Source organism: Streptomyces sp. NPDC001914, assembly GCF_042891215.1.
GTDB lineage: Bacteria > Actinomycetota > Actinomycetes > Streptomycetales > Streptomycetaceae > Streptomyces.
In genome coordinates this window covers 61,464-86,518 of record NZ_JBIASW010000024.1, presented here as the reverse complement: position 1 = coordinate 86,518, position 25,055 = coordinate 61,464, and the positions used below count along the sequence as shown (strand labels likewise).

Annotated in this window: 15 protein-coding genes, 2 tRNA genes, 1 pseudogene and 1 riboswitch; of the genes and pseudogenes, 8 read left to right on the top strand and 10 right to left on the bottom strand. The window is 73.3% G+C overall.

The features are described from left to right. Positions 1-76 precede the first annotated feature (76 nt). Positions 77-856 carry a TetR/AcrR family transcriptional regulator gene (locus ACFYYF_RS38635; protein ID WP_388783396.1) on the top strand — a complete coding sequence of 260 codons (780 nt, stop codon included), beginning with the start codon at positions 77-79 and terminating at the stop codon, positions 854-856. 512 nt (positions 857-1,368) lie between these two features. Beyond that, positions 1,369-3,435 carry a sigma-70 family RNA polymerase sigma factor gene (locus ACFYYF_RS38630; RefSeq protein ID WP_388783394.1) on the top strand — a complete coding sequence of 689 codons (2,067 nt, stop codon included), beginning with the start codon at positions 1,369-1,371 and terminating at the stop codon, positions 3,433-3,435. 34 nt (positions 3,436-3,469) lie between these two features. Here ACFYYF_RS38630 and ACFYYF_RS38625 read toward each other — a convergent pair whose 3' ends face one another. Continuing rightward, entirely contained in the window at positions 3,470-6,922 is a 3,453-nt protein-coding gene (locus tag ACFYYF_RS38625; RefSeq protein ID WP_388783392.1) for a BTAD domain-containing putative transcriptional regulator, read from the bottom strand. 645 nt (positions 6,923-7,567) lie between these two features. After that, complete coding sequence (locus ACFYYF_RS38620) at positions 7,568-9,661, bottom strand: asparagine synthase-related protein (protein ID WP_388783390.1); 2,094 nt, start codon at positions 9,659-9,661, stop codon at positions 7,568-7,570. Between the two features lie 1,032 nt (positions 9,662-10,693). Here ACFYYF_RS38620 and ACFYYF_RS38615 point away from each other — a divergent pair. The 4 genes from ACFYYF_RS38615 (at position 10,694) to ACFYYF_RS38600 (ending at position 16,199) form a co-directional block, all read left to right on the top strand. Next, a complete protein-coding gene (locus ACFYYF_RS38615) occupies positions 10,694-12,115 on the top strand; it encodes an MFS transporter (protein WP_388783387.1) in 1,422 nt (473 codons plus the stop codon). Between the two features lie 157 nt (positions 12,116-12,272). Further along, a complete protein-coding gene (gene lhgO, locus ACFYYF_RS38610; protein WP_388783385.1) occupies positions 12,273-13,478 on the top strand; it encodes an L-2-hydroxyglutarate oxidase in 1,206 nt (401 codons plus the stop codon). A 445-nt stretch (positions 13,479-13,923) separates the two neighbouring features. Continuing rightward, positions 13,924-14,760, top strand: a complete 837-nt coding sequence (trmB, locus tag ACFYYF_RS38605; RefSeq protein ID WP_388783383.1) for a tRNA (guanosine(46)-N7)-methyltransferase TrmB — start codon at positions 13,924-13,926, stop codon at positions 14,758-14,760. A gap of 89 nt (positions 14,761-14,849) precedes the next feature. After that, positions 14,850-16,199: a PrsW family intramembrane metalloprotease gene (locus ACFYYF_RS38600; RefSeq protein ID WP_388783380.1), complete on the top strand. Its 1,350-nt coding sequence runs from the start codon at positions 14,850-14,852 to the stop codon at positions 16,197-16,199. A 61-nt stretch (positions 16,200-16,260) separates the two neighbouring features. Here ACFYYF_RS38600 and ACFYYF_RS38595 read toward each other — a convergent pair whose 3' ends face one another. The 5 genes from ACFYYF_RS38595 to ACFYYF_RS38575 form a co-directional block, all read right to left on the bottom strand. After that, positions 16,261-17,205, bottom strand: coding sequence for an aldo/keto reductase (locus tag ACFYYF_RS38595; protein ID WP_361682691.1), 945 nt, complete (start codon positions 17,203-17,205; stop codon positions 16,261-16,263). 135 nt (positions 17,206-17,340) lie between these two features. Then, positions 17,341-18,375, bottom strand: coding sequence for a M23 family metallopeptidase (locus ACFYYF_RS38590; protein WP_361682693.1), 1,035 nt, complete (start codon positions 18,373-18,375; stop codon positions 17,341-17,343). A gap of 11 nt (positions 18,376-18,386) precedes the next feature. Next, positions 18,387-18,543: riboswitch (cyclic di-AMP (ydaO/yuaA leader) on the bottom strand. A 215-nt stretch (positions 18,544-18,758) separates the two neighbouring features. Beyond that, the gene (locus ACFYYF_RS38585; protein WP_388783375.1) at positions 18,759-19,826 is read right to left on the bottom strand and encodes a PP2C family protein-serine/threonine phosphatase; all 1,068 of its coding nucleotides are present in this window, start codon (positions 19,824-19,826) and stop codon (positions 18,759-18,761) included. 290 nt (positions 19,827-20,116) lie between these two features. Beyond that, positions 20,117-20,190, bottom strand: a tRNA-Met gene (locus ACFYYF_RS38580). Positions 20,191-20,274: 84 nt separating this feature from the next. Beyond that, positions 20,275-21,417, bottom strand: coding sequence for a dihydrofolate reductase family protein (locus ACFYYF_RS38575; RefSeq protein ID WP_388783373.1), 1,143 nt, complete (start codon positions 21,415-21,417; stop codon positions 20,275-20,277). 80 nt (positions 21,418-21,497) lie between these two features. Between ACFYYF_RS38575 and ACFYYF_RS38570 the strand changes: the two genes are divergently transcribed. Both ACFYYF_RS38570 and ribA read left to right on the top strand, forming a co-directional pair. Next, entirely contained in the window at positions 21,498-22,007 is a 510-nt protein-coding gene (locus ACFYYF_RS38570) for a MarR family winged helix-turn-helix transcriptional regulator (protein WP_388783370.1), read from the top strand. Between the two features lie 121 nt (positions 22,008-22,128). Continuing rightward, positions 22,129-22,773 carry a GTP cyclohydrolase II gene (ribA, locus tag ACFYYF_RS38565; protein ID WP_361682701.1) on the top strand — a complete coding sequence of 215 codons (645 nt, stop codon included), beginning with the start codon at positions 22,129-22,131 and terminating at the stop codon, positions 22,771-22,773. Between the two features lie 60 nt (positions 22,774-22,833). Here the strand turns inward: ribA and ACFYYF_RS38560 are convergent. The 3 genes and pseudogenes from ACFYYF_RS38560 to ACFYYF_RS38550 form a co-directional block, all read right to left on the bottom strand. Beyond that, positions 22,834-22,906: transfer RNA gene (locus ACFYYF_RS38560), tRNA-Lys, on the bottom strand. Between the two features lie 121 nt (positions 22,907-23,027). Continuing rightward, positions 23,028-24,563, bottom strand: a complete 1,536-nt coding sequence (locus tag ACFYYF_RS38555; RefSeq protein WP_388783366.1) for an amino acid permease — start codon at positions 24,561-24,563, stop codon at positions 23,028-23,030. Between the two features lie 186 nt (positions 24,564-24,749). After that, a pseudogene (locus tag ACFYYF_RS38550) lies at positions 24,750-25,055 on the bottom strand (RNA helicase); the annotation flags it as partial.

Below are 25,055 nucleotides of genomic sequence, written 5' to 3'. Positions count from 1 at the left end.
GCTTGTTCCACGCGCTCCGGTCTGTCGATGGCGGGGAGTGTCTCCGGGGGGAGACGTCATTACCGGGGGAACGCTTATGCACATTCAGGACTCTCATTGGTCTTCCGCGTCAGCCATCGCACCGGGTGGTGCGATCGGCGCGGCTGCGAGCGGCAACGGCCGCGGTCCGAGCGAGGGATCGCGTACGACGCCGCTGCGTGTGGACGCACAGCGCAATCTTGAACATGTACTGCGGGCGGCGCGCGAGGTCTTCGGCGAGCTGGGGTACGGCGCGCCGATGGAGGACGTCGCCCGGCGCGCGAGGGTCGGTGTCGGCACGGTGTACCGCCGCTTCCCGAGCAAGGACGTCCTGGTGCGCCGGATAGCCGAGGAGGAGACCTCCCGGCTGACCGACCAGGCCCGTGCCGCGCTCGGCCAGGAGGACGAGCCGTGGTCGGCGCTCTCGCGCTTCCTGCGGACCTCGGTGGCCTCGGGTGCCGGGCGGCTGCTGCCGCCGCAGGTGCTGCGGGTCGGCGTGGCCGAGGACGGTGCCGAGCAGGACGGGGCACGGGTGCCGCAGCAGCGGTCCCAGCCCGTGCCGGAGTTGCGGCTCGTCGAGCAGCGGACGGCTCCCGAGGACGAGCAGGTGATCGCCGCGGTGGACGACGCCGGAGCGGCGGCGCTGCTGGAGGTGGTCGGACAGCTCGTCGACCGGGCGCGTGCGGCGGGCGAGTTGCGCGCCGACGTGACCGTGGCGGACGTCCTGCTGGTCATCGCGACGGCGGCACCCGCGCTGCCGGACGCCGCCCAGCAGGCGGCGGCCTCGGCCCGGCTTCTCGACATCCTGCTGGAGGGTCTGCGCTCGCGCCCCGCGTGAGCCGGACCGAAGGCACCGGGCGAACGTACCGGCGGTGCGGACGAGTTGTGAGCGCGCGGGCGTACGGAAGCACGGTGGTACCGCGGGGCACGAGGACGCCCGAGTGCGCGGGGGCCGGCGTCGGTGTGCGCCGGCGGCCGCGGACGGGATGCCTCCGAGCGCCCGGCCGTTCGTGATCACAGGGATGCTCCTGGGACGAGTGACGTCACTCGTCCCAGGAGCATCGCGCTTTCCCGAGGGCACTCCGGCGACCCACCGTTGGCCCTCGGGCGGCCCGCCGCTGGCTCACCGACGGCCCACCAACGGCCTTCCGGTTGCCCTCCCCCGCGGAACGGCTTCTTCCGTGCGTACAGCGGCTGTTGACCATTCCCCGAACGGGTGATGGTTAGTACTCCGGAGCGACAAAACCCCTCGGACGAGTGGTTGGTCCGTACGAGCACGTTCCGGCCACGGAGCCTGTGGCACTCTGGCCCGGTATTCGGGTCCGAGTGTGCAGGCGGGGGCTTTCCGCGATGAGTGTTGACGGGCGGGACGAGTCACCCGGTGACGGTGGCGCCGACGGCGGCACGGAAACGGGCGGCCAACCGTCACGGCAGGTGCCGAGCCAGGGCGGCCCGCACGGCACAAGCGCACAGGGCGGGGCCCGCGACCCGGAGGACGACCTCCCGGGCAGCGATGAGGACTGCCTCCAGGGCGGCGACGACGAGCCGACCGACGACGTCCCGGAGGCCGGAGCGGGCGACGCCACCGTTCCCTCGCAGCGCGACCGGTGGGACGTGCGCGAGAGCGGGATTCTGCCGCCCCCGCGGGAGCCCGGGTCCCCGGTGCCCCCGCCCCCCGACGCCGGTCTGATCGAGCGGATGCGCGCGGGCGACGACACGGCGTACGAGGAGCTGTACCGCCGGCACGCCGAAGCCGTCCGCCGCTACGCCCGCACCTGCTGCCGCGACGCGCACACCGCCGACGACCTCACCGCCGAGGTGTTCGCCCGCATGCTCCAGGCCGTACGCGGCGGCAGCGGCCCCGAGCACGCCGTGCGCGCCTACCTGCTCACCACCGTCCGCCGGGTCGCCGCGAACTGGACGAAGACGGCCAGACGGGAGCAACTGGTCGACGACTTCGCCGTGTTCGCCGCGCAGGCCGCCCGCGCATCCGACGTCTTCGACGACGACACCCTCGAACTCGGCGCGGACGTCCGCGCGATGCACGAGGCCGAGCAGTCCATGGCCATGCGGGCCTTCCGCTCGCTGCCGGAGCGCTGGCAGGCCGTGCTGTGGCACACCGAGGTCGAGGACGAGTCCCCGAGCGAGGTCGCCACCCTCTTCGGCCTCGACGCGAACGGCACCCGGGTGCTCGCCAGCCGCGCCCGCGAGGGCCTCAGGCAGGCCTACCTCCAGGCGCACGTGAGCACCACGCCCACCCTGGACGAGGAGTGCGCGCGCCACGCCGACCGGCTCGGCGCGTACGCGCGCGGCGGCCTGCGCACCCGCGCCGAACGGGGCCTGCGCAAACACCTGGAGGAGTGCGCCAGGTGCCGCCTGGCCGCGGGCCAGATCAAGGAAGTCGCGGGCGGTATCCCCGCCGTCGTGCCGGTCGCGGTCATCGGCTGGTTCGGCACCGCCGGGTACGCGAAGGCCGTCGCGCTCATCGCGGGTGGCGCCGGAGCGGGCGCGGCCGGAGCCGCGGGCGCGAGCGCCGTGGCGGGCGGCGGCTCGGGGGGAGCGGGCGCCGGGGGCGGCGCCGCGCTCTCCGAGGGGCTCGGCGCGCCCGTCAAGGCCGGTATCGCGGCGGGTGTCGTCGCGGTGGCCGCGGCGGCGGTGGCGCTGTCGCTGGTCGGCAACGACAGCCCGGCCCGGCGGCCCGAGGCACGGCCGGCAGCCTCGCCCGCCGTCGAGGCGCCGGCACCCTCGCCGACACCGCCCGAGAAGACCCCCGCCCCGAAGCCTCCGGTGGTGGCGCACGGGCCCGCGCCCGCCCCGCCTCCCGCGGCGGAGCCGAAGCCCGCCCCGGAGCCGACTCCGAGCGCGGCCCGAAGTCCGCGCCCCACACCGGCCCCGGACCCCACCCCGACCGAGCCGCCGAAGCCGTCCCCGCCGAAGCCCGGCCCGGAGCCCACACCGACGCCTCCCGCACCCGAGCCCGTCCCCGTCGTCTACCGGTGGAGCGACCTGGACTACGACGTCCTCGGGGATCACACCGAACCGGAGATGCGGATCGGGGAGAGCAGCTGGGTGTGGCAACGCCACAGGATGAACATCGCGGACACCCGGTACGCGTACGGGGTGACCGTGCACGGCCGGTCCTCGGTCACCGTGGATCTCAACCGCGACTGCAGCGCGTACGACGCGCTGGCCGGTGTCGACGACCTGATGCTGGGCCTGGGCAGGGTGCGCTTCTCCGTCTACGCGGACGGGTCTCTGCTGTGGCGGTCACCGCTGATGGAGGGCGGCGACCCGGCGGTCCCCGTCCATGTGAACCTCACCGGCCACCGAACGGTCCGGTTCGTCGTCGAACCCCACAGCCCGTTCGACGCGACGGCGCTGGGCGACTGGGCGGAGTCGAAGTTCCTGTGCCGCTGAGCACGTGTTCCGCGGGACGCGTCCCGCGGAACACCTACCCCGCGGGGTACGCCTCGAGCGCCCGGGCCAGGTCTTCGAAGGCCTCTTCCTGGGTGTAGCCGGCGCCCCGGGCACGCTCGGACTCGTAGCGCTCCGGACCGAGCGCCGCGAGGGCCACACCCTCGGTATGCCGTACGTCGGCGCTCTCCCGGACGGGACGCAGGTCCCCGCCGCGCCAGCCGGTGCCCGCGGCCACCAGCCGCACCGCCACCGGGTGGGCACCCAGCTCGCCGAGGAGACGCGCGGCGCCCTCGACGACGGCCGACGCCACCACGTCCGCGCACCGCGTGTCGATCGCCTGGCGCAGCGTGGCACGCAGCTTCGCCAGGCCCGCGACGGGGCCGGACTCGGCGGCCGTGACCAGGGCGTCGACGCCGTTCAGCCCGACCGTGAACTGAGGCGGCGGGGTGCCGCGCAGACTCTCCGCGCGCGACTTCTCGCACAGTTCGCGCGCCAGGGCGACCTCCCCGTCGTCCAGGACCACCTGGGCCCGCAGCAGATGGACGAACGCCCGGGAATCGGTCACCCCGTACAGGTCGGCGGCGGCGCTCGCCTCGTCCAGCTTCTCCAGGGCCACGGAACGCTCGCCGGCGCGGTAGGCGATCTCGGCCAGCCGCGCCATGAGGAACGGCACCTCCGCATAGGCCCCCACCTCGTAGGCGAGCCGCAGGGCCTCCTCGTACTCGTTCTTCGCCTCGTCGTACCGGCCGCGCGCCATGTCCGCCTCACCGGCCGCGCTGCACACCTGGGCGCGCATCCAGCGGTCCCCGACCCGTCGGCTGAGCCCGCGCAGTTCCGCCAGGTCCTCGTCGATTCCCGGCATGCCGCCGGGGGCGTCGACGGCCATGTGCGTACGGAACATCAGGGCGACGCCGATCTCCCATTCACCGCCGAACTCACGGCAGTTGGCGACCGCCGCGTCCATGGAGGGCCCCACGTCGTCCGTCTCGCCCAGGAAGTGCGTGGCCATCGGCCAGATGATCCCCGGCAGACGCGCCGCGTCCGGGCCGCCCCGCTCGAAGGCGCCCCGCACCCGTTCCACGTACTCCCTGAGCCGCTTTTCGCTCCACTCGTCCAGGGGGACGACGTCCACCTTCATGAACAGGTGGAGCATGCGCACCCGCATCCGCATGGCGCGCAGCGGGTGCCGCTCCTCCCGTTCGGGGTGGTCGAGGAAGGCGTCCACCGGATCGACGCCCCGGATCTCGGAGAGGAGACCGTCCCCGGCGGTGGTCGCGCCACTCACGGCCTCCGTCGCACGGTCACCGGCCGGGCCGGCCAGCCACGCGCCCAGCCTCAGGACGAGTTCCGTCCATTCGATGGCTTCGTAGCGGAAGTTGCGCAGCCACCAGAACCAGCCCATGTCGAGGACGAGGGCACCCGCCTCCTCCTCGTCGTGGGCGGCGAGCGCGCGCTGGAGGGCCGCCCGGATGTTGTCGTGCTCGTTCTCCAGGCGCCGGATCCAGGGGAGTTGGCCGGCCGAGCGCAACTGGGGCTCGGCCTCCTCGGCCAGGGCGCGCGCCCACGCGCGGTGGCGCCGCTCGGCGGCGGCGCGCAGCCCGGGTACCTCGGCGGCGCGTTCGGAGGCGTACTCGTGGATGGTCTCCAGCATGCGATAGCGCATCCCGCCGCCCGTGCCGCCGCCGTCGTTCCACGAGTCCCGGAGGCCGTCGCAGTGTGGGTACGGACGGCTGTCGCCGCCGGTGCCGTCCGGGGTGGCGACGAGGAGGGACTTGTCGACGAGCGCGCCGATGAGGTCGGCCGCGGGGCCGGTGCACACGGCCTCGGCGGCGGCCAGGTCCCAGCCGCCCGCGAACACGGACGCCTCGCGCAGCACGGTCCGCTCCCGTTCGTCGAGCAGGTCCCAGGACCAGTCGACGACGGCGCGCAGGGTCTGCTGGCGGGGCAGCACCGTGCGGCTGCCGGAGGTGAGCAGCCGGAAGCGGTCGTCGAGCCGGTCGGCGATCTGGCGCGGGGTGAGCAGCCGCAACCGGGCCGCGGCCAGTTCGATGGCGAGGGGCAGGCCGTCGAGCCGCCGGCAGATCTCGTCCACGGCGGCGGAGTCGTGGAGCGCGGTGGCGGCGTCGGGGCGCACCACGAAGGCCCGCTCCCTGAAGAGGCGGCGTGCGGAATCGGGCGGGAGCGGTTCGACCGGACGCACCAACTCGCCGGGGATGCCCAGGGGTTCGCGGCTGGTGGCGAGGACGGTGAGGCCCGGGCAGCGGGTCAGCAGGGTCTCGGCGAGTTCGGCCGCCGCGTCGATCACATGCTCGCAGTTGTCGAGGATCAGGAGCTGGCTGCGCGGGGCGCAGTACTCGACGAGCAGGGCGACCGGGTCGTCCTGCGTGAGCGCCATCTCGTTGGTGATCAGCGCGGTTTCGCGCAGACCGAGGGCGCTGACCACCGCGCCCGGTACCGCCTCGGGCCGGTCGAGCGGCGCCAGCTCGACGAGCCAGGCCTGGTCGAGTCCCGCGGCGGCCTCCTCGGCGAGGCGGGTCTTGCCCGAACCGCCCGGCCCGGTCAGCGTGACCAGCCGGGCCCTTTGCGCATCCGATCGGATGGCCCCGACCTCGCGCTCCCGCCCCACGAACGAGTTCAGCCGGGGACGGATGTTGCCGGTCCGCTGGGCGCGGGAGGGGTCTGCGGGGCGGGGGCCGGCTGTCCGTCCGGCCCCGTCCGTGCCTGATGCGGACTCCCGCCGCCGGCCCGTGTCCCGCGGGGCGCCCGTGTCCCGCGGGTCCAGCAGTGCGGCGTGCAGATCCCGGAGCTCCGGCCCGGGGTCCGTGCCGAGACCGTCCGTCAGGGCCCGGCGCACGTCCTCGTACGCGGCCAGCGCGTCGGCGCTCCGGCCGGTCTCGCGCAGGGCGCGGATGAGCAGAGCGTGCAGTGCCTCGTCGTACGGGTGGGCCGTCGTCAGTTCCCTCAGTTCCGGTACGACGTCGGCGGCGCGGCCGAGCAGCAGGTCCGCCTCGACGCGGCTGCGGGTCGCCTCCAGGCGCAGGGCCTCCGGGCGGGTCGCGGCGGTGCGGTCGGGGAGGTCCGCGAGGGCGGGGCCGCGCCACAGGGCGAGGGCTTCGCGCAGGCGGGTGGCCGCGGCGTGGGCGTCGCCCTCTTCGAGTGCGGTCCTGCCCTCCGTGACGAGTCGCTCGAAGACGAACAGGTCGACGTCGTCGCGGGTGGCGTGGAGGCGGTAGCCGCCGGGCTCGGAGGTGACCGTGTCCTTGCCGATGGCTCGGCGGAGGCGGCCGATCAGGGCCTGCAGAGCGGCGGGGGCGTCCTGGGGTGGGGTGTCCGCCCATACCTCGTCGATGAGGGTGTCCGGGGAGAGGGTTCGGGCGGGGTGGTGGGCCAGGGCTGTGAGCAGGGTGCGGAGGCGGGGGCCGCCCACCGTGACGAGGGTTCCCTGGTCGTCCTCCGCCTGGGCAACCCCCAGAATCCTGTACCGCACGCCCCCATTCTCACCGCCCGCCCGCCCGGGGTCACGGCGTTGCCCCGCTCCGCCGCGTCGGCTCCCCCTCATTCCTCAGCCCGCCCGGCGCCGGACCCCCACCAAAACCGTCTCTCGCCCCCTCCGCACCTACCCGTCCCGTACCTGGGGCTCCGCCCCAGACCCCGCTCCTCAAACGCCGGAGGGGCTGGACTTTTGCCCCGTACCCAAGAGGTGGCCCCTGGGGCTCCGCCCCAGACCCCGCTCCTCAAACGCCGGAGGGGCTGAAACTTTCCCCGCCGGGGCTGAAAATTTCACCGGCTAGGGCTGAGACTCTCGCCAGCCGGGGCTGCACTTGCCCGGGCCGGGGCTGCACTTGCCTGGGCCGGGCTGGAATTGCCCGAGCCGGGAGTGGATTGGTCCTTGTCCCGGGAGTGGATTGGTCCCTGGGCCGGGAGTGGATTGGTCCCTGGGCCGGGAGCGGATTTGTGCTGGGTGGCGGTCACCGCGATGCACCCGCAGTCGGGATCCGGCCGGAGGGGACGTGCCGGTACATCGATGGCCGTCGCCACTAACGCTCACTTCTCTGCCCGACAGCGGCGGCCTGATGCACCGGCACGGCCCCAACCCACCCACCGGCCGAACCCGGAGCCGGCCGCGGACGGTTCAGGCGCGCCGCGCCCCCGCCCCCAGCGCCCGCCCCTGCGGAACTATCCCCGCCGGCACCGCGCGCTGGCGGGCCGGTGTGCCCGTCCAGCAGGTTCCGCGGCGGGCCAGCAACCGCCGCAGCCACAGTTCGAGCGAGACGAGATCGGCCAGCCCGTCGAGCGGGAGCGGCGCCCCCTCCGCGGCCGAGCGCAGCGCCTTGCGGACGACGCGCGCCTCGACGAGCCCCGCCTGCGCGAGCAACGGCGTGTCGAACAGGGAGACCAGGGAATCGGCGGCCACCCGCACACCGGTCCGGGCCGCCGCGGTGGAGGACGCGTGGGACGGAGCCCCCCACCCGGGCGGCAGATCGGCCACCCCGGCCCCCTCCAGCACCGTACGGAGAATCGCCGCCCGCGCCCCGGGCTGCACCCGCAGCGCCTCCGGCAGTTCGCGGCAGGCCCGCACGACCTGGTTGTCCAGGAACGGCGTGTGCAGCCGCTGGAAGCGGATCTCGGCGGCCTGCTCCAGGACGCGGACGTCTGCGGCGTGCCGGGCGAGCGCGGCGCGGGCGCGGAAATCCCCCGGCCGCTGTCCGGGTCCGACGTTCGGCCGGCCTCCGCCCCCTTGGAGGCGAACCGATACTTCAGCCAGTGCCTCCCCGGTCAGCCAGCGCGCCGCCGGCCCGGGTCTCGCCCAGCTCAGCGCCGCGAGCGAGGCGCCGACCGCGCCACCGGTGTCCTCGAACCGCCGGTGCAGCAACTGCTCGGCGAGGACGTCGACTCCGGTCCGGTACGGCGTACGGGCGAGTTTGCGGGCGGCGCCGTACACGCGCGCGGGGACCATCACCGAGCCGTCGGCCTTCGTCAACGCGGCGACGGGCCGCACCAGATGACGCCGTTTGCGGTCCATGAGCAGGTCGGCGAGCCGGGCCGGGTGGGCGTCCAGCACCTGCCGTGCGCCGTAGCCCGTGAAGTGGTCGGCGCTGCCGGAGGCGAGCCGCGCGCGGTGGCGCGCCGCGGTCACCAGGGAGGGCCCCGGCTCGTCGGTGAGCGGTCCCTCCAGATCGGCGTAGGGCAGGGTCTCTTCGCCCCCGGCGACGACCACGTGATGCAGCCGGGGGTTCGCGGCCAGCGTCCCGGCCCGCTCCAGCTCGGCCTCGCGTCCGCGCACGGCGAGGTCGTTGAAGGTGACCGCCAGGAGCCGTTCCCCGGCGCCGGTGCCGTGCCCGAGGACGGTGCCGGGCGCTCCGGGAAGGCCCGCGGCGAGGAGCGCGAGGGTTCCCGAGGCGGGCCCGCCGGAGAGGTCGGCCCCGATGCCGGGCACCGGCGTCCCGCGGGCGGCGCGCCGCTCGGCGGGTCCCATGCCGGGCACGGGCCCGGGGTCCACGTCGGTGCCGGGCACATGGCGGGGTGCGGAGAGCCGGGCGCGGACGGCTTCGACAAGGGCGTCCCGTACGGCGTCGACGGCGACCGCGGGATCGGTGGGGGGCGCGGCGACGGCGAGGGAGGCGACGGGTTCGTACCCGGCGATCTCGCGCGCTCCGGCCCGCAGGATGAGCGTGTGCCCGGGCGGGATGCGGCGCACGCCCTCGTACGGGGTGGAGTCGTGCACCGCGGCCGGTACGTCGGGGGCGGCGAGCATCGCGGCGAGGTGCCCGAAGTCGAGGTTGGCCTCGATGAGGTCGGCGAGCGGGAGGGCCGCGGTGGCGTAGGCCGTGCCGCCGGCCCAGGGGGTGTAGAACACGGGGCGGGCGCCGGCGAGGTCGCCGCAGACGGTGACGCGGCGGCCGACCTGGACGACCGCGGTGTAGCTGCCGGACCAGTTGGTGAGGTGGCGGAGCGCTCCGCCGCGCGCGGCGAACAGTCCGACGCGCAGTTCCTCGTCGGAGGCTCCGCAGGTGCCGAGGACGGCGATGCGGTTCTCGGCGTCGGCCTTGACCACGCGCACCTCGTCGGGGCGCCAGTCGCCGACGGCCCAGAGCGGATCCGGGTCGCCCCACAGGAGCTGGGAGCCGACGGGGTGCACGGTCTCACCGTCGTTGCCGGTGGCGCCCGCCGAGCCGATCGCGGACGCTCTGGCGACGGTGCTGCTCCACCCCACCAACCATCGCATCGCCGCCTCCACAGGCTGTGGACAACCAGTGCACCGCACGACTCGGCACCACTCTGCCACGAAGGAGGCGTGCGGGAGTGCCCCTGCGGCGGCTTGCGCTCCCCGGAGTGCGCCCCCGCAGAACCTCCACGCCACCACACGGGGGACGCGCTACCGGCAAATACCCTTCATACAGCGCCTGTTGAGGGAAACGGCAGCCGCCGCCCCGCGCCGGAGAGAAACTCGCCCGGGCCCGCCACCGAACGACCACCGAACCACCACCGATCGGGTCACCGAACTGACCCCCGGTCCACAGGACGTCTCCCGCCCGGCAGTTGACCCGACCCGCACCCGCGCACCGGCCCCCTGCCGAACAGCCCCCGAACCGGCACCCACCCCCGAACCCCAGCGGCCCCGAACCCGAACCCGCCCCGAACCCGCCCCGGCCCGCACCCCGGTCCCGACCGAACAGCGCGAGCGCCCCGCCGACCCCCGCGAACCGGCGCCTCGCGAGGCGCACCTCGCGCACCACCCGCCCCCCGACGGTTCGACGCGAATGCGCCCCCGATACGCTCCCTCAGGACGCCCTTCGCGCCCTCAACTCGCATGGTGGGAGCCCTGATTGCCCTCAGAGCAGGGCATCGGTTTTCGGCCAAATCGGCGAGCGGCACGCAGGCACGGACACGCTCCGTACAGGCCTTGCGCACCGCTTCGGCAACGCACAGTCCGGGAGGCGGAGTTCGCCCCCCGGACCGGTCCGCCGCCCGCGGGGATGTAGGCGGCGGTGTCCCCCAGCCCACTGGATCCAGTACAGCGGGCCGACCCACGCACGTTCCATGGAAGCGCTCCCGACGGTGGCCGGAGAAGAGCGCACGGACGGGCGCACAGCCACACACCAGGAGCACGCCGCGACAGTCCGTACAGTCGTACGGACCACAATCCCGCCAACCGGACGTACGCCCCTTAACGCTGAGGATCGGGCGAACTACGCTGGGTTTACGAATGCCGCGTGGTTATGCCATCGCGGCAGCCGTCTGTGTCGAGGGGTGGCGCATGTCCAGGGAGCAACGCGGGCCGAACGAAAAACTCGGCGCCGTTCTCGCCCTCGCGGGAATCAGCAACGCAGGACTCGCGCGTCGCGTCAACGACCTTGGCGCTCAACGCGGGTTGACTCTTCGCTACGACAAGACGTCGGTGGCGCGCTGGGTGTCGAAGGGCATGGTGCCGCAGGGCGCCGCGCCGCACCTCATCGCGGCCGCCATCGGCCAGAAGCTCGGCCGCCCCGTGCCGCTCCACGAGATCGGCCTGGCGGACGCGGATCCCGCGCCGGAAGTGGGCCTCGCCTTCCCCCGTGACGTCGGGCAGGCGGTGCGGTCGGCGACGGACCTGTACCGCCTCGATCTCGCCGGGCGCCGGACCGGCGGCGGCATCTGGCAGTCACTGGCCGGCTCCTTCGCCGTGAGCGCCTACGCGACGCCCGCCTCACGCTGGCTGATAACCCCGGCCGACAGTTCGGTGGCACGCGAGGTGAGTCCGGGCGAGGGCTCCGGAGCGCCGCTGAAAGTCGGCCACAGCGATGTGCTGAAGCTCCGCGAGGCGGCCGAGGACGCCCGGCGCTGGGATTCCAAGTACGGGGGCGGTGACTGGCGTTCGTCGATGGTGCCCGAGTGTCTGCGGGTCGAGGCGGCGCCCCTGCTGCTCGGCTCCTACTCGGACGAGGTCGGCAGAGCGCTGTTCGGCGCGTCCGCCGAGCTGACCCGTCTCGCCGGCTGGATGGCCTTCGACACGGGCCAGCAGGAGGCCGCGCAGCGCTACTACATCCAGGCGCTGCGGCTGGCCCGCGCGGCCGCCGACGTGCCCCTCGGGGGCTATGTCCTGGCCTCCATGTCCCTCCAGGCGACCTACCGGGGCTTCGGCGACGAGGGCGTCGACCTCGCCCAGGCCGCCCTGGAGCGCAACCGCGGTCTCGCCACGGCCCGCACCATGAGCTTCTTCCGGCTCGTCGAGGCACGGGCCCACGCGCGCGCGGGCGACGCCCAGGCGGCCGGGGCGGCGCTGAAGGCGGCGGAGGGCTGGCTGGAGCGGGCCCGCGACGGCGACAACGACCCGTCCTGGCTCGGCTTCTACGGGTACGACCGCTTCGCGGCCGACGCCGCCGAGTGCTATCGGGACCTGAAGGCACCACGCCAGGTGCGCCGGTTCACCGAGCAGGCGCTGTCGAAGCCGACGGAGGAGTTCGTGCGTTCGCACGGGCTGCGCCTGGTGGTGTCGGCGGTCGCCGAGCTGGAGTCCGGCAATCTGGACGCGGCGTGCGAGCAGGGCGTGCGGGCGGTGGAGGTCGCGGGGCGCATCTCCTCCGCGCGCACCACCGAGTACGTGAAGGACCTGCTGCACCGGCTGGAGCCCTACGGCGACGAGCCGCGGGTGGTGGAGCTGCGGGAGCGGGCCCGTCCGCTGCTGATGGCCCCGGCCTAGGCGGCCGGCGGCTCGGCCGGAAGGGGTCGCCCGGCAGCCCGGGCGAGGACACGGCGCCACGGTCCCCGTGGCGCGAGGGAAACGCGGGGCACCGTCCCCGGGGTTTGAGGGCATTGTCAGTGGCGCAGTGCACTATCGAGGCCGGGAGGTGGTGCGGATGCGGAGCGCGTACGACTGCGATGTGATGGTGATCGGCGGGGGGATCGTCGGTCTGTCGACGGCGTATGCCATCACACGGGCGGCACCGGGCACCCGGGTGACGGTGCTGGAGAAGGAGCCGGGACCTGCCCGGCACCAGACCGGCCGCAACAGCGGGGTGATCCACAGCGGGATCTACTACCGCCCCGGCTCCCTGAAGGCGCGGTACGCGGTCCAGGGCGCCGCCGAGATGGTCAAGTTCTGCGCGGAGTACGACATCGCGCACGCCGTCACCGGCAAGCTGATCGTCGCGACGGACAAGTCGGAGCTGCCCCGGCTGCACGGCCTGGTGCAGCGCGGCCGGGAGAACGGCATCCCGGTCAAGGAGCTGGGCCCCTCCCAGCTCACCGAGTACGAACCGGAGGTCCGCGGCCTCGCCGCCATCCACGTCGGCACCACGGGCATCTGCGACTACGTGGCGGTGGCCCGCCGGCTCGCGGAGGCCTCCGGGGCGGACATCCGGTACGGGGCGCGGGTCGTGCGCGCCGACCGCCGCCCCGACCGCGGTGTCGCCGTGCGCACGGCCGACGGGACGATCGTCCGCGGACGGGTGCTCGTCAACTGCGCGGGGCTGCACTGCGACGAGACGGCCCGGCTCACCGGCGACGACCCCGGGATGCGGATCGTCCCCTTCCGTGGCGAGTACTACACGCTGGCGCGGCCGGAGCTGGTGCGGGGCCTGGTGTATCCGGTTCCGGATCCCGCGTTCCCGTTCCTCGGCGTCCATCTCACCCGGGGCATCGACGGCGGTGTCCACATCGGCCCCAACGCGGTGCCCGCGCTCGCCCGCGAGGGATACGACTGGGGAGTCGTCCGGCCCCGGGAACTGGGCGGGACGCTGTCCTGGCCGGGCTCCTGGCGGATAGCCCGGCGGCACTGGCGCTACGGAGCCGGGGAGCTGCGCCGGTCGGTGTCGAAGGCGGCGTTCACGGAGGCGGTGCGGCGGCTGCTGCCCGCGGTGAACCCGGAGGACCTGGTCCCCGCCCCCGCCGGTGTCCGCGCCCAGGCGGTCCTGCGGGACGGCACCCTGGTCGACGACTTCCTGATCAAGGAGGGCCCGAGGACCGTGCACGTGCTGAACGCGCCGTCCCCCGCGGCCACCGCGTCCCTCCCGATCGGCCGCGAGGTCGCCCGCCGAGCACTGGCGTCCCTGGCGGCGACCTGAACCTCCGCGCCCGGCCCGCCCCGGCGCCACCCGCCACGAGCGAGACTCGTCCCACAGCGGGGACGGGCCGTCGGGACGGACGGACCATCGCCGGGACGAGCCGCCCCGCCACCGACCGGACCGGCCGCGACAGACCGGCCAGGACGGACCTGACCGGACAGACGGGCGGACCGGACAGACGGGCGGACCGGACGAACCGCCCGCCTCGCACGCCGGTCTGCCGCCCGTCGGCACACGCCGGCCCACCTCCCGTCGGCATACGCCGCCCCCACCGCCGGGGGCGCGGGCCGACCGCCGGACCTTCCCACCCCCACGACGGCCGGACCGGCCCGTACGGACCTGCCAGGTCGGACAGGCCGGCCAGGTCGGACAAGGCCGGCCGACCGGGACGGACGGGCCGGGACGGGACGGGCCCCGGCGGCGCGCCCGTAAAATCGGTCGCACTGTGTCTGATTTCCTCGACTCCACCGAAGAGACCCGGCCCGCCTCCGCCGAGGACGGCTCGCCGCGTCACCGCCGCGCCCAGGGCGAGCCCCGCTTCCCCGACGGTCCGCAGGCCGACCCCGCCGGCTCGCACTTCGAGCGGCGGATCCGGAGTTTCCAGCCGCGCCGGAGCCGGGTGACGACCGGACAGGCCGACGCGCTGCAGCGACTGTGGCCCAAGTGGGGTCTGGACATCGACGGACGGCGCACGCTCGACCTGGCGGAGCTGTTCGGGGCGGACATCCCCGTCGTGCTGGAGATCGGCTTCGGCATGGGAGAGGCCACCGCGCAGATGGCGGCCGAGGACCAGGGGACCGGGATCCTCGCCGTGGACGTGCACACCCCGGGACAGGGCAACCTGCTCAACCTCGCCGAGCGCAACAGCCTGACCAACGTCCGCGTGGCCAACGGCGACGCGATCATCCTGCTCCGCGAGATGCTGCCGCCCGCCTCGCTGAGCGGCCTGCGCGTCTACTTCCCCGACCCGTGGCCCAAGAAGCGCCACCACAAGCGGCGGCTGATCCAGCCGGAGTTCCTGGATCTCGCCGCGACCCGTCTCGCGCCGGGCGCGGTCGTGCACTGCGCCACGGACTGGGAGCCGTACGCCGAGCAGATGCTCGACGTGCTGAGCGCGCACCCCGCCTTCGAGAACACCGTGCCGGACGGCGGTTTCGCGCCGCGTCCGGAGTTCCGGCCGCTGACCCGTTTCGAGGGCCAGGGACTGGACAAGGGTCATGTGGTGAACGACCTCCTCTTCCGGCGCGTACAGCACCGAGACCAGCACGCCCCGGGCGTCTGACCCGCACACACCCCCCGACGTCCGCCGGGACCTTCCGGTGACGCAGGTTGCCGTCGCGGGCCACGCCCTCCCTCGTTAGGGTCAATGCCGTGGCCATCCATCCGCCGTATCCGAACCGGCCCGGCGCCCCCGCCGGACCCGCGCCGCGACATCCGCACTGGTGGCAGCGCGGCTGGGTGCGCTACGGAGCGCTGATCACCCTGCTCGCGCTGTCGGGCCTGGTGATCCTCGCCCTCGTGCGCGAACAGACCGGGACGGAGGGCTTCCTGGTCGGCCTCGGGCTGGCCGTGTTCCCGGTGCCGCTGCTCATAGCCGCCTTCCGGTGGCTGGACCGGGTCGAACCGGGCCCCTGGCGCAACCTGTTCTTCTCGTTCGCCTGGGGCGCCTGCGCGGCGGCGCTCATAGCGATCGTCGCCAACAGCTTCGCGACCCGCTGGATCGCCATGACGACCGCGGATCCCTCCGGCGCCGACACGCTCGGCGCGACCGTCATAGCGCCCGTCGTCGAGGAGTCGGCGAAGGCGGCGGCCGTCCTGCTCGTCTTCCTCTTCCGCAGACGGGACTTCACCGGGATCGTCGACGGTGTCGTCATCGCCGGGGTTACCGCCACCGGCTTCGCCTTCACCGAGAACATCCTCTATCTCGGCACCGCGTTCGGCACCGACCAGCTCAGCGGGGAGAGCGGGCTCGCCTCCGTCACGGCGGCGACGTTCTTCGTCCGTGTGGTGATGTCGCCGTTCGCGCACCCCCTGTTCACCGTGCTGACCGGCATCGGCTTCGGTGTCGCGGCGCTGTCCGCCGAACGCCAGCATGTGCGCCGGGTGCTGATCCCGCTGACCGGACTGCTGCTCGCGATGGGCATGCACGCGCTCTGGAACGGCTCCTCGGGCTTCGGCCGGTTCGGGTTCTTCGGGGTGTACGCGGCGTTCATGGTGCCCGCGTTCGGGCTGCTGACCTGGCTCGTCGTCTGGACGCGGCAGCGCGAGCTGCGGACCGTCCGCGCCGAACTGCCCGTGTACACCGCCGCCGGCTGGCTGGGCCCGGCCGATCCGTGGGCCCTCGGCTCGATGCGGGCGCGGCGCCTCGCGCGCGACTACGCGGGCCACCACTTCGGCAAGGGCGCGGCGCGCTCGGTGGCGGAGTACGAGGCATACGCGACCTCACTGGCGTTCCTGCGCCACCGGGGGCGCCGGGGCCGTGCGGGCGCCGACTTCGTCGTACGGGAGCGCGAGTTGCTGGAGCAGCTGTGGCGCCGCCGGGAGATCGCCCGCCCGGCCCTCGCCTACGCGGCCCGCGCCACGGCGCCGCTGCCCGTGCCGCCGCCCTGGCAGCCCCAGCGGTACGGGCAGCACGTCGCCCCGCCCGCGCGGCCCTACGGGTGGCCGGCCCAGGCGTCCGCGCCGGCCCCGTATCCGGCGTACAACCCGTACCGCTCCTAGGCCGTGTCCGGCGGGCGGCACCGGGGGAACTCACCGGTGCCGCCCGCCGACGGTCCGGCTGTTACGCCGACGCCCGCGACAGGCGCGTCAGTTCCTCGTCGCTCAGCACCAGGTCCGCGACGCCGAGCAGGGCCGGGAGCTGTTCCACCGTGCGGGCGGAGGCGATCGGCGCGGCGACCGTCGGCTGTGCGGCCAGCCAGGCGAGGGCGACCGTCGCGACGGCGGTGTCGTGGGCCGCCGCGATCTCGTCGAGGGCGGCGAGGACCCGCGGTCCGCGGTCCGTGCCGAGGTGCTTGGCCGCGCCGGCCGCCCGGGGCGAGTCGACCGTGGTGCCGGGGCGGTACTTGCCGGTGAGGAAACCGGCGGCGAGCGCGAAGTACGGGACGGCCGCCAGACCGGCCTGGGACGCGACCTCCAGCAGGGCGCCCTCGTAGGTGTCGCGCGAGACGAGGTTGTAGTGCGGCTGGAGGGCGACATAGCGGGCGAGGCCCTCGCGGTCGGAGAACTCCAGGGACTCCCGCAGCCGCTCCGGGGAGATGTTGGAGGCGGCGATGTGCCGAACCTTGCCGGCCTTCACGAGTTCGTCGAGGGCGCCGACGATCTCCTCGACCGGCACCTCCGGCTTGTCGAAGTGCGTGTAGTAGAGGTCGATGTGGTCGGTGCCCAGGCGGCGCAGCGACGCGTCGGCCGCGGCCTTGATGTTGGCACCGGACAGCCCCGGGAAGGCGGGGTGCTGGCTGACCTTGGTGGCGACCACGATGTCCGCGCGGTTGCCGCGGCTCTTCAGCCATCTGCCGATGACGGTCTCGGACTCGCCGCCCTCGTTGCCCTCGACCCAGGCCGAGTAGGAGTCGGCCGTGTCGAGGAAGTTGCCGCCGGCGGCGGCGTAGGCGTCGAGCACGGCGAAGGACCGGGTCTCGTCGGCCGTCCAGCCGAAGACGTTGCCCCCGAGGGAGAGCGGGAAGACCTCGAGGTCGGACGAACCGAGCTTGCGAAGAGAAGTCATGTACGGGCTCAACGCCCGCATCGGATCGATGTATTCCACAATCACCGGGCCCGGGGCGTGCCGCCGTCCGCGCCCGGACGGCCGACAGCCCTGACGCCGGGGGGGGTTGACGTCAGGGCTGCCGGAGTTCGGGGATCAGGGGTTGAGGCCCTTGCTCTGGAGCCATGCCATCGGGTCGATGCCGGTGGCGGCGCCGCCGGGGTGCACTTCGAGGTGCAGGTGCGGGCCGGTGACGTTGCCGGTCGCGCCCACGCGTCCGATGACATCACCCGTGGCGACCTTCTGGCCCACGCTGACGCTGATGGACGACTGGTGGCAGTACCAGAGCTCCGTGCCGTCGTCGAGGGTGAGGATCGTGCGGTAGCCGTACGATCCGGCCCAGCCGGCCTCGGTGACGGTGCCGCTGTGGATCGCCTTGAGCAGCGTGCCGGTGGGCGCCGCGAAGTCGAGTCCGGTGTGGTAGCCGGAGGACCACATGGAGCCGGCCTCACCGAAGGTCGAGGTCAGCGTGTACGAGGACGTCGGCAGCGCGTAGCTCTTGGCGAGCTCGGCGAGGCGCTCGGCCTCGGCCTTCTGCTTGGCCGCCTCCTCCGCCTTCTCCTTCGCAGCGGCTTCCTTGGCCTCGGCCTCGTCCTGCTGGGCGGCGGCGAGCTTCACGGCCTTCTGCGCGGCGGCGGTCTGGGCGGCCTTCTGCGTGGCGGTGTCGGCCTGGTTCTGCTGCGACTGGGCCTGCGCCATGATGCGGTCGCGCAGCGCCTCACCGGCGTCGGTGCTGCCCTGGGCCGTGTCGGAGGTGGTCAGACCGGCGTTGGTGAGCGGAGTCGTGGAGCCCTTGGGAGCGCTGGATCCGCCGTCCGAGATGAGGGCCTTGGCCGACTCGGTCACCGACGACAGGTCCGGCAGCGAGATGGAGACGGGGGCCTTGCCCGGGGCGGCGCTGGCGATGCCGCCTCCGCCGACGGCGGCTATGACACCGACGCCGAGGACCGTGGAGCTGCGGGCGAGTCCTCCGCCGCGCTGCTTGCCCGTGCGGTGCCGGCCGCGGACGGGAGCGAGGGAATCCGCGGTGGGGTTCCACTCCTCCCAGGGTCCCTCGTCCTTGCCGTAGCCGAAGGTGTGGGTTTCGTTCGGCGCGAACGAGGTTGGCTGAGCGGGCCGGTTGGACGCCACGTGGGCGCACTCCTTTCCTTCCTTGCCGCCTACCGGGTTAGCTGACGGGTTCGGAGCAGGAAGGTCTCCTACGCGCGTACGGCCACCGTGCTTCCACGGCGGAATACGCCCGATTCACCCCACGAGTTGGTTCCCCGGTTCCCTGACGGGATTCGGCGCGTGCGCACGGAGCCGTCTCTTGTGACGGTTGTGACGACCGCGCTGCGTTATCGAACGTTAATAGACCCGGGCGCCGAATTCCAAGCTGTTCCGACTGATCATTAACGGCTCTTGGCCAGGACTTTGGGGTCATGAACGATGAAAAACGGGCGAGTTGACCCGGTGCCACTTGCACGGATTTCCCTGACGGTACGTCAGTCGTTATGCGGAGGGATACAGTCCGATCACTGTTCGTGACGCCGGACGGCGAGCAGCGCCATGTCGTCCGTGAGCACGCCGCCCGTGTGCCGGCGGACCGCTTCGGAAAGGGCGGTGAGCAGGGCCTCGGGGCAGGAGAAGACCCGCCCGGCCAGCCAGCGTGCCGGGTCGAAGAACTCCCCCCGGGCGTCACGGGCCTCGGACAGCCCGTCGGTGTGCAGGAGCAGCGTCGCCCCGCGCGGGAACCGGTCCCGCACCGTCGGGGCGGGCCGGCCTCCCAGGTCGCTCATCCCGAGGGGCAGCGCGAAGGAGGCGGCGGAGAGGACGGCGAGCGTCCCGTCGGGATGCAGCAGCAGGGGCGGCGGATGACCGCGGTTGACGACGCGCACCCGGTCCGCGCCGGGCGGGATCTCGGCGAGGACGGCGGTGGTGAACCCCTCGACCGCGTCGACGCCGTCGCGCCGGGTGCCCGAGCGCGTCAGCGCCCGCTCCAGGCGCTCCGCGACGCCCTCCAGGGCCGGCTCCTGCTCGGCCGCCTCCCGGAACGCGCCGACCACCGTCGCGACGGTGGCGACCGCGTTCATCCCCTTGCCCCGTACGTCCCCGACGACGAGCCGTACGCCGTACGGGGAGTCCTGCACGGCGTAGAGGTCCCCGCCGATGAACGCGTCCTCCTGCGCCGCCTCGTACCGGGCCGCGACCTCGAGCCCGGCGATCCGCGGCTCGGGCTCGGGCAGCACGGCGCGCTGCGCGAACTCGGCGATCTCCCGGACGGTGGCGAGCCGTTCGTCGCCGCGCCGCACGACGGTGTTGATGAGGACGGCGAGGACGGCGGCCGTCGTCACCGTGACGACCTCGGTGACCGCGTCGACCTGCAGGACGATGCCGAGCACGCCGTGGACCACGAGAACCGCGCCGACGGCGAGGAGGCCTGCGAGGACGGTGCCGCGCAGCGAGTGGAGGGGGGCGGCGACCAGGGGCGCGGCCGCGAAAAGGGGGGTCGCGGTGTATTCCGACGGGGTGAACCAGTCGTAGACGATCCCGGCGGCGACGAGCAGCAGGGGCAGGGTCCGTGCGAAGGTGCGCGCCCACACGATCCTGCGCGATTCCGCTTCCCCGGGACCGGGCGGCGGGAGGCTCCCGGACCCGCGAACGCCGCGGGACGGCCGGTCGGCCCGGTCACGGAGCCCTTCGGTCCGCCGTTCACCTCCTGGCTGCCCCACCTGTCCAGAAGAACCGGTCCGGGGGCGGCGGGCGACCTGTGTGGCCCGACCGGGCGAGCGGGGCCCGTCCGTGGCACCGGGGCGGAGCCGGCCGGAGAGCCGGGGGGACAAACACCAAGGGCCGGAACTCGTGAATCCGAGTTCCGGCCCTTGGCCTTCAGTAGCGGGGACAGGATTTGAACCTGCGACCTCTGGGTTATGAGCCCAGCGAGCTACCGAGCTGCTCCACCCCGCGTCGTTGAGATAAGTGTACGCCATCCGCGGGACCCGAAGCACACCCCTTTAAACCCGCCCCTCCGGTGGCGCGGGCACCCGCCGCCTAGCGGGCCGCCAGGTGCCGGTTGGGGGCCTCGGCGGCTTCCGCGTACTCGGGGAGGACGACGACCTCGGCGCCCGCGGCGGCGAGGAGCCCGTTCCCGTCGGCGTCCGTGACGAAGGTGTCGGGCTCGCGCCAGGCGGTGACGATCCGCCGCACCCCGGCGTCGAGGATGAGCCGGGCGCACGGCGCGGGCCGGGAGGCACGGTGGGCGCACGGTTCCAGGCTGCTGTAGACGGTGGCGGTGGCCAGCCGGGGGTCGGCCGGGTCGAGCTTGGCGAGGGCGGCCTCCTCGGCGTGCACCACGGGATCGCCGCCCTCCCGGGAGTGGCCCCGGGCCAGCTCGGTCCCGTCGGCGGCGACCACCACGGCCCCCACGCTGAACGCGGTCTTCGAGGGCGGGCACAGGTCGGCCAGTTCGCAGGCGAGCTCCAGCCACCGCCGGTCCGCCGCGGAGGCGAGCGGGCCGGTGCCGGGCGCGGTGGGGACGTAGCGGATGAGTACGACGTCGCCGACGGGCCGGGTCTCCACCAGCCGCATCCGTCCCGGGGGGTACGCCCCGGTCCCGAACAGCCGCGGCGCGTCCGGCTGCCCGACGAACAGGGGCGCGACGGCGAGCTGGAGTTCGTCGGCGAGCTGCTCGCGCACGAGCTGGGTGTGGACCTTGCCGCCCCCTTCGACCATGAGGCGGCGCACCCCCCGTACGTCGTGAAGGTGTTCCAGCAGCACCCGCCAGTCGAGTGCGGGACCGGTCGGAACGACGTCGACGCCGACGAGGCCGTTCAGCGCGGCGGCGGCCCTCGGCGCGCCCTCGTCCGTCGTGTAGACGACCTTCTCACCGCCGGTGTGCCAGAACTGCGCGCCCGGGTCGAGGTCGCCGGAGCCGCTGACGGTGACCTTCAGCGGGTACGCGGGGCGGCCGCCGGCGACGCGGGCCGCACGCCGTTCGGCGGAGTTGACCAGGAGCCGCGGGTTGTCCGTGCGCAGCGTGCCGGCGCCCACCAGGATCGCGTCGCTGGACGCCCGCACCTCGTCGACCCGGTCGAAGTCGGCCGGGCCCGAGAGCAGCAGCCGCTCGGGGCCGGTGTCGTCCAGGAAGCCGTCCAGGGAGACGGCGGCGGACAGCAGGACGTAGGGACGGGGCATCGGGACGCATCCTCCGGTCGCACGCGCGCGGGAGTCCGGGCGCAGTGGTTCAAGTTTTAAACAATACCTAGACTGGGCTCATGACGACCCGCTGGCTCTCCGCCGCCGAACAGCGCGCCTGGCGCTCGTACATCTCCGCGACCTCCCTCCTGGCGGACGCCATCGACCGCCGGCTGCAGGCGGAGGCGGGGATGCCCCACCTTTACTACTCCATCCTGTCCCGGCTGTCGGAGGCGCCGGACCGGCGGCTGCGGATGACCGACCTCGCCGAGGCACTGAAGATCACCCGCAGCCGGCTGACGTACGCGGTGGCGCGGCTGGAGAAGGACGGCACGGTGCGCCGCGAGGGGTGCCCCACCGACAAGCGCGGGCACATGGCCGTCCTCACCGACGAGGGCATGACCCTCCTGGAGCGGGTGGCGCCCGGGCACGTCGAGACGGTACGGACGGCGGTCTTCGACCATCTGACCCCGGAGCAGGTCGGGCAGCTGGAGGAGATCTGCGGAACCATCACCCGGGCCATCCAGAGCGAGGATCCCCAGGCCGCCGGGGACGATCTGCCGTGGCGGCGCCGCTCCTGCTCCTCGTGAGGCCGCCACGGGAACACGAACCCCGTTGCTTGAAGTTTTAAGCAGATGTAGGGTCTCGTTCCGAGGCTGTGCTTCAAATCTGAAGCACAGCCGGTACGAACCCGCCGGACGGAGAGACACCATGCGCGACCACCCCACCGCCACCGTGCGCACCCGCGTCCGCGTACCCCTGCGCTTCGGCGACGGCTACTCCGTCGACGCCGAACTCGTCACCTTCCACGGCCTCGACGACGGCAAGGAACACCTGGCCGTCGTCCTCGGCGAGCCCGGCGCGACCCCGCTGGTGCGCCTGCACTCCGAATGCCTGACCGGCGACGTGTTCGGCTCGGCCCGCTGCGACTGCGGACCCCAGCTGCGTGAGGCGGTGGAGCAGATCGCGGAACGCGGCGGAGTCCTGCTCTACCTGCGCCAGGAAGGCCGCGGCATCGGCCTCTACAACAAGCTCGACGCCTACGCCCTCCAGGACCAGGGCCTCGACACCTACGCCGCCAACGCGGCCCTCGGCCTGCCCGAGGACGACCGCGACTACACGGCGGCCGCCCAGATGCTCCAGGCCCTCGGCATCGACTCCCTGGACCTGCTCTCCAACAACCCGGACAAGGCCGAACAGCTCCGCGGACTCGGCATCACGGTCTCCCACCGCGTCCCGACAGGCGTGTTCACCACCGCCCACAACGTCCGCTACCTGCGCGCCAAGGTCCTCCAGACCCAGCACACCCTGCCGCTGGTGGAACTCACGGAACGCGCGGGACTCTCCGCGGGCTGACACCCGCCGGAACGAAACGAGCCCCCGGTTCAGATCACCTCTGAACCGGGGGCTCTTCCGTAGACCCTGTGGGACTCGAACCCACAACCAATGGATTAAAAGTCCACTGCTCTGCCAATTGAGCTAAGGGTCCCCGCGCCGGAAAACACGAGCACGGCACACCGGCCCGCGCCGATGCATCCCCGAGCATAGCGGGACGTGGCCGGGACTCCGATCGGGTATCGGTGACCCGGCCACGCCGGGGGCCCGCAAGGTCAGGGATCGACCGGTTCGGGTGCACCCTTGCGGGCGGCCTCCCGGGCGATCGTGCGCTGGTGCTCGGGGTTGAGGAACCAGTGACGGGCCGAGGCCAGCCACCAGGCCGCGGCGAAGCCGAGGACGACGAGGACGGCGACCGGGGCGTAGTTGAACGTCTCCCAGGTGACCGGGGAGACCTGCGGCAGCATGAACAGGACCGTGATGACGGCCACCCAGGCGACCGCGATCACGCCCACCGGCCGGGACCAGCGGCCCAGATGCCAGGGCCCGCGCTCGAAGGCGTCACCCTTGCGCACCCGCAGCAGGGTCGGGATGACGTACGCGACGTAGAGACCGATCACCGCGATCGACGTCACGGCCGCGTAGGCCGCGTAGTTGATCAGGTACGGCAGGCCGAGCACCAGGGCGCCTCCCGCGGCCAGCCAGACCGCCGCCACGGGGGTCCGCGTGCGCGGGTGCACCGTGTGCCACACCGAGGAGAACGGCAGCGCGCCGTCCCGCGAGAAGGCGTAGATCATGCGGCTGTTGGCGGTCACGGACGCCATGCCGCAGAAGAGCTGCGCGCCGATCACGACGAGCAGCAGGAGCTTGCCGGCCGTCGCGCCGAGGGCGTCCAGCAGGATCTGCGCCGGCGGCGCGCCCGTCGCCGAGCCCAGCTCCTTGTCGTAGGACTGGATGGCGAAGGTGAAGCCGAGGAGCAGGACGAATCCGGCGATCCACGAGGTCCAGATGGAGCGCACGATGCCCTTCGGCCCGGCCGTGGAGGCGTCGTGGGTCTCCTCCGTCATATGGGCGGAGGCGTCGTACCCGGTGAACGTGTACTGGGCCATGAGGAGTCCGACGAGGACGACGTAGACCCCGCTGCCCCAGCCGGTGTTGTTGACGAACTCCGTGAACACGAAGTCCGCCGACTGGTGGTGGTCCGGCGCGAAGGTCAGCGCGCCGACGATGACGGCGACGCCGACGACGTGCCACCACACGCTGATGCTGTTGAGCAGGGCGACGATCCCCACACCGAAGGTGTTGAGGAGACCGTGCAGGATCAGGATCGCGGTGAACAGCAGGATCGTGCGGCCCGGCGTCACCCCGAAGTCGAACTGGAGGTTCAGGTAGGCGCCGAGGAACAGCGCCGCGCCGAAGTCGATGCCGGCGGTCACCGCGACCTGGCCGAGGACGTTGAACCAGCCGGTGAACCACGCCCAGGCGGCCCTGCTGCGCTCCGGGGCGAGCCGGTGGGCCCAGAAGTACAGCCCGGCGGACGTCGGGTAGGCCGAACAGATCTCGGCCATCGCGAGCCCGACGAACAGCGTCATGAGCCCGACCGCGACCCAGCCCCAGGTGATGACGGCGGGGCCACCGGTGTTCATGCCGAACTGATACAACGTCAGGCAGCCCGACAGGACCGAGATGATCGTGAAGGAGACCGCGTAGTTGGAGAACGCCGACATGCGGCGAGCGAGAACCTGCGTGTAGCCGAGCTGGGCCAGCCGCTCTTCGTCCGACAGCCCAGTCACTCTGGCGTCATCTGTCATGCACCCAGCGATTCCCTCGCCGGGGGCATGACATGCGCCGGGAGGAGCGCCATATTGGCCGGAAAAGGCCCCTGCGGACCCGTCGGCAGGTCAGCGGGGATCCGGGCGGCGCGAAAGGCCCCGGCTACGCGAAGGGCCCGTACGACCGAAGTCGTACGGGCCCTCGACGGTTCACGTCAGGCTGCGTCAGCCGTTGCGCTTCCAGCGCGGCTTCTCGTCGCGGCGGAACGAACCGGCACCGGTGGCGCGGTGGTCGTCACGGCGGCCGGTCGGACGGTCGTGGCCGGAGCGGAAGCCACCGCCCGCGGGACGGTCGCCCTGACGGTCGCGGTTGAAGGGACGGTCGCTGCCCCGGTGACCGCCACGCTCGTCGCGGCGCTCGAAGGAACGGCCGCCACGGTCGTCACGGCTGAAGCCACCGCCGCGGTTGTCGTCACGACGCTCGAACGAACGGCCGCCACGGTCATCGCGGTTGAAGCCGCCACCACGGTT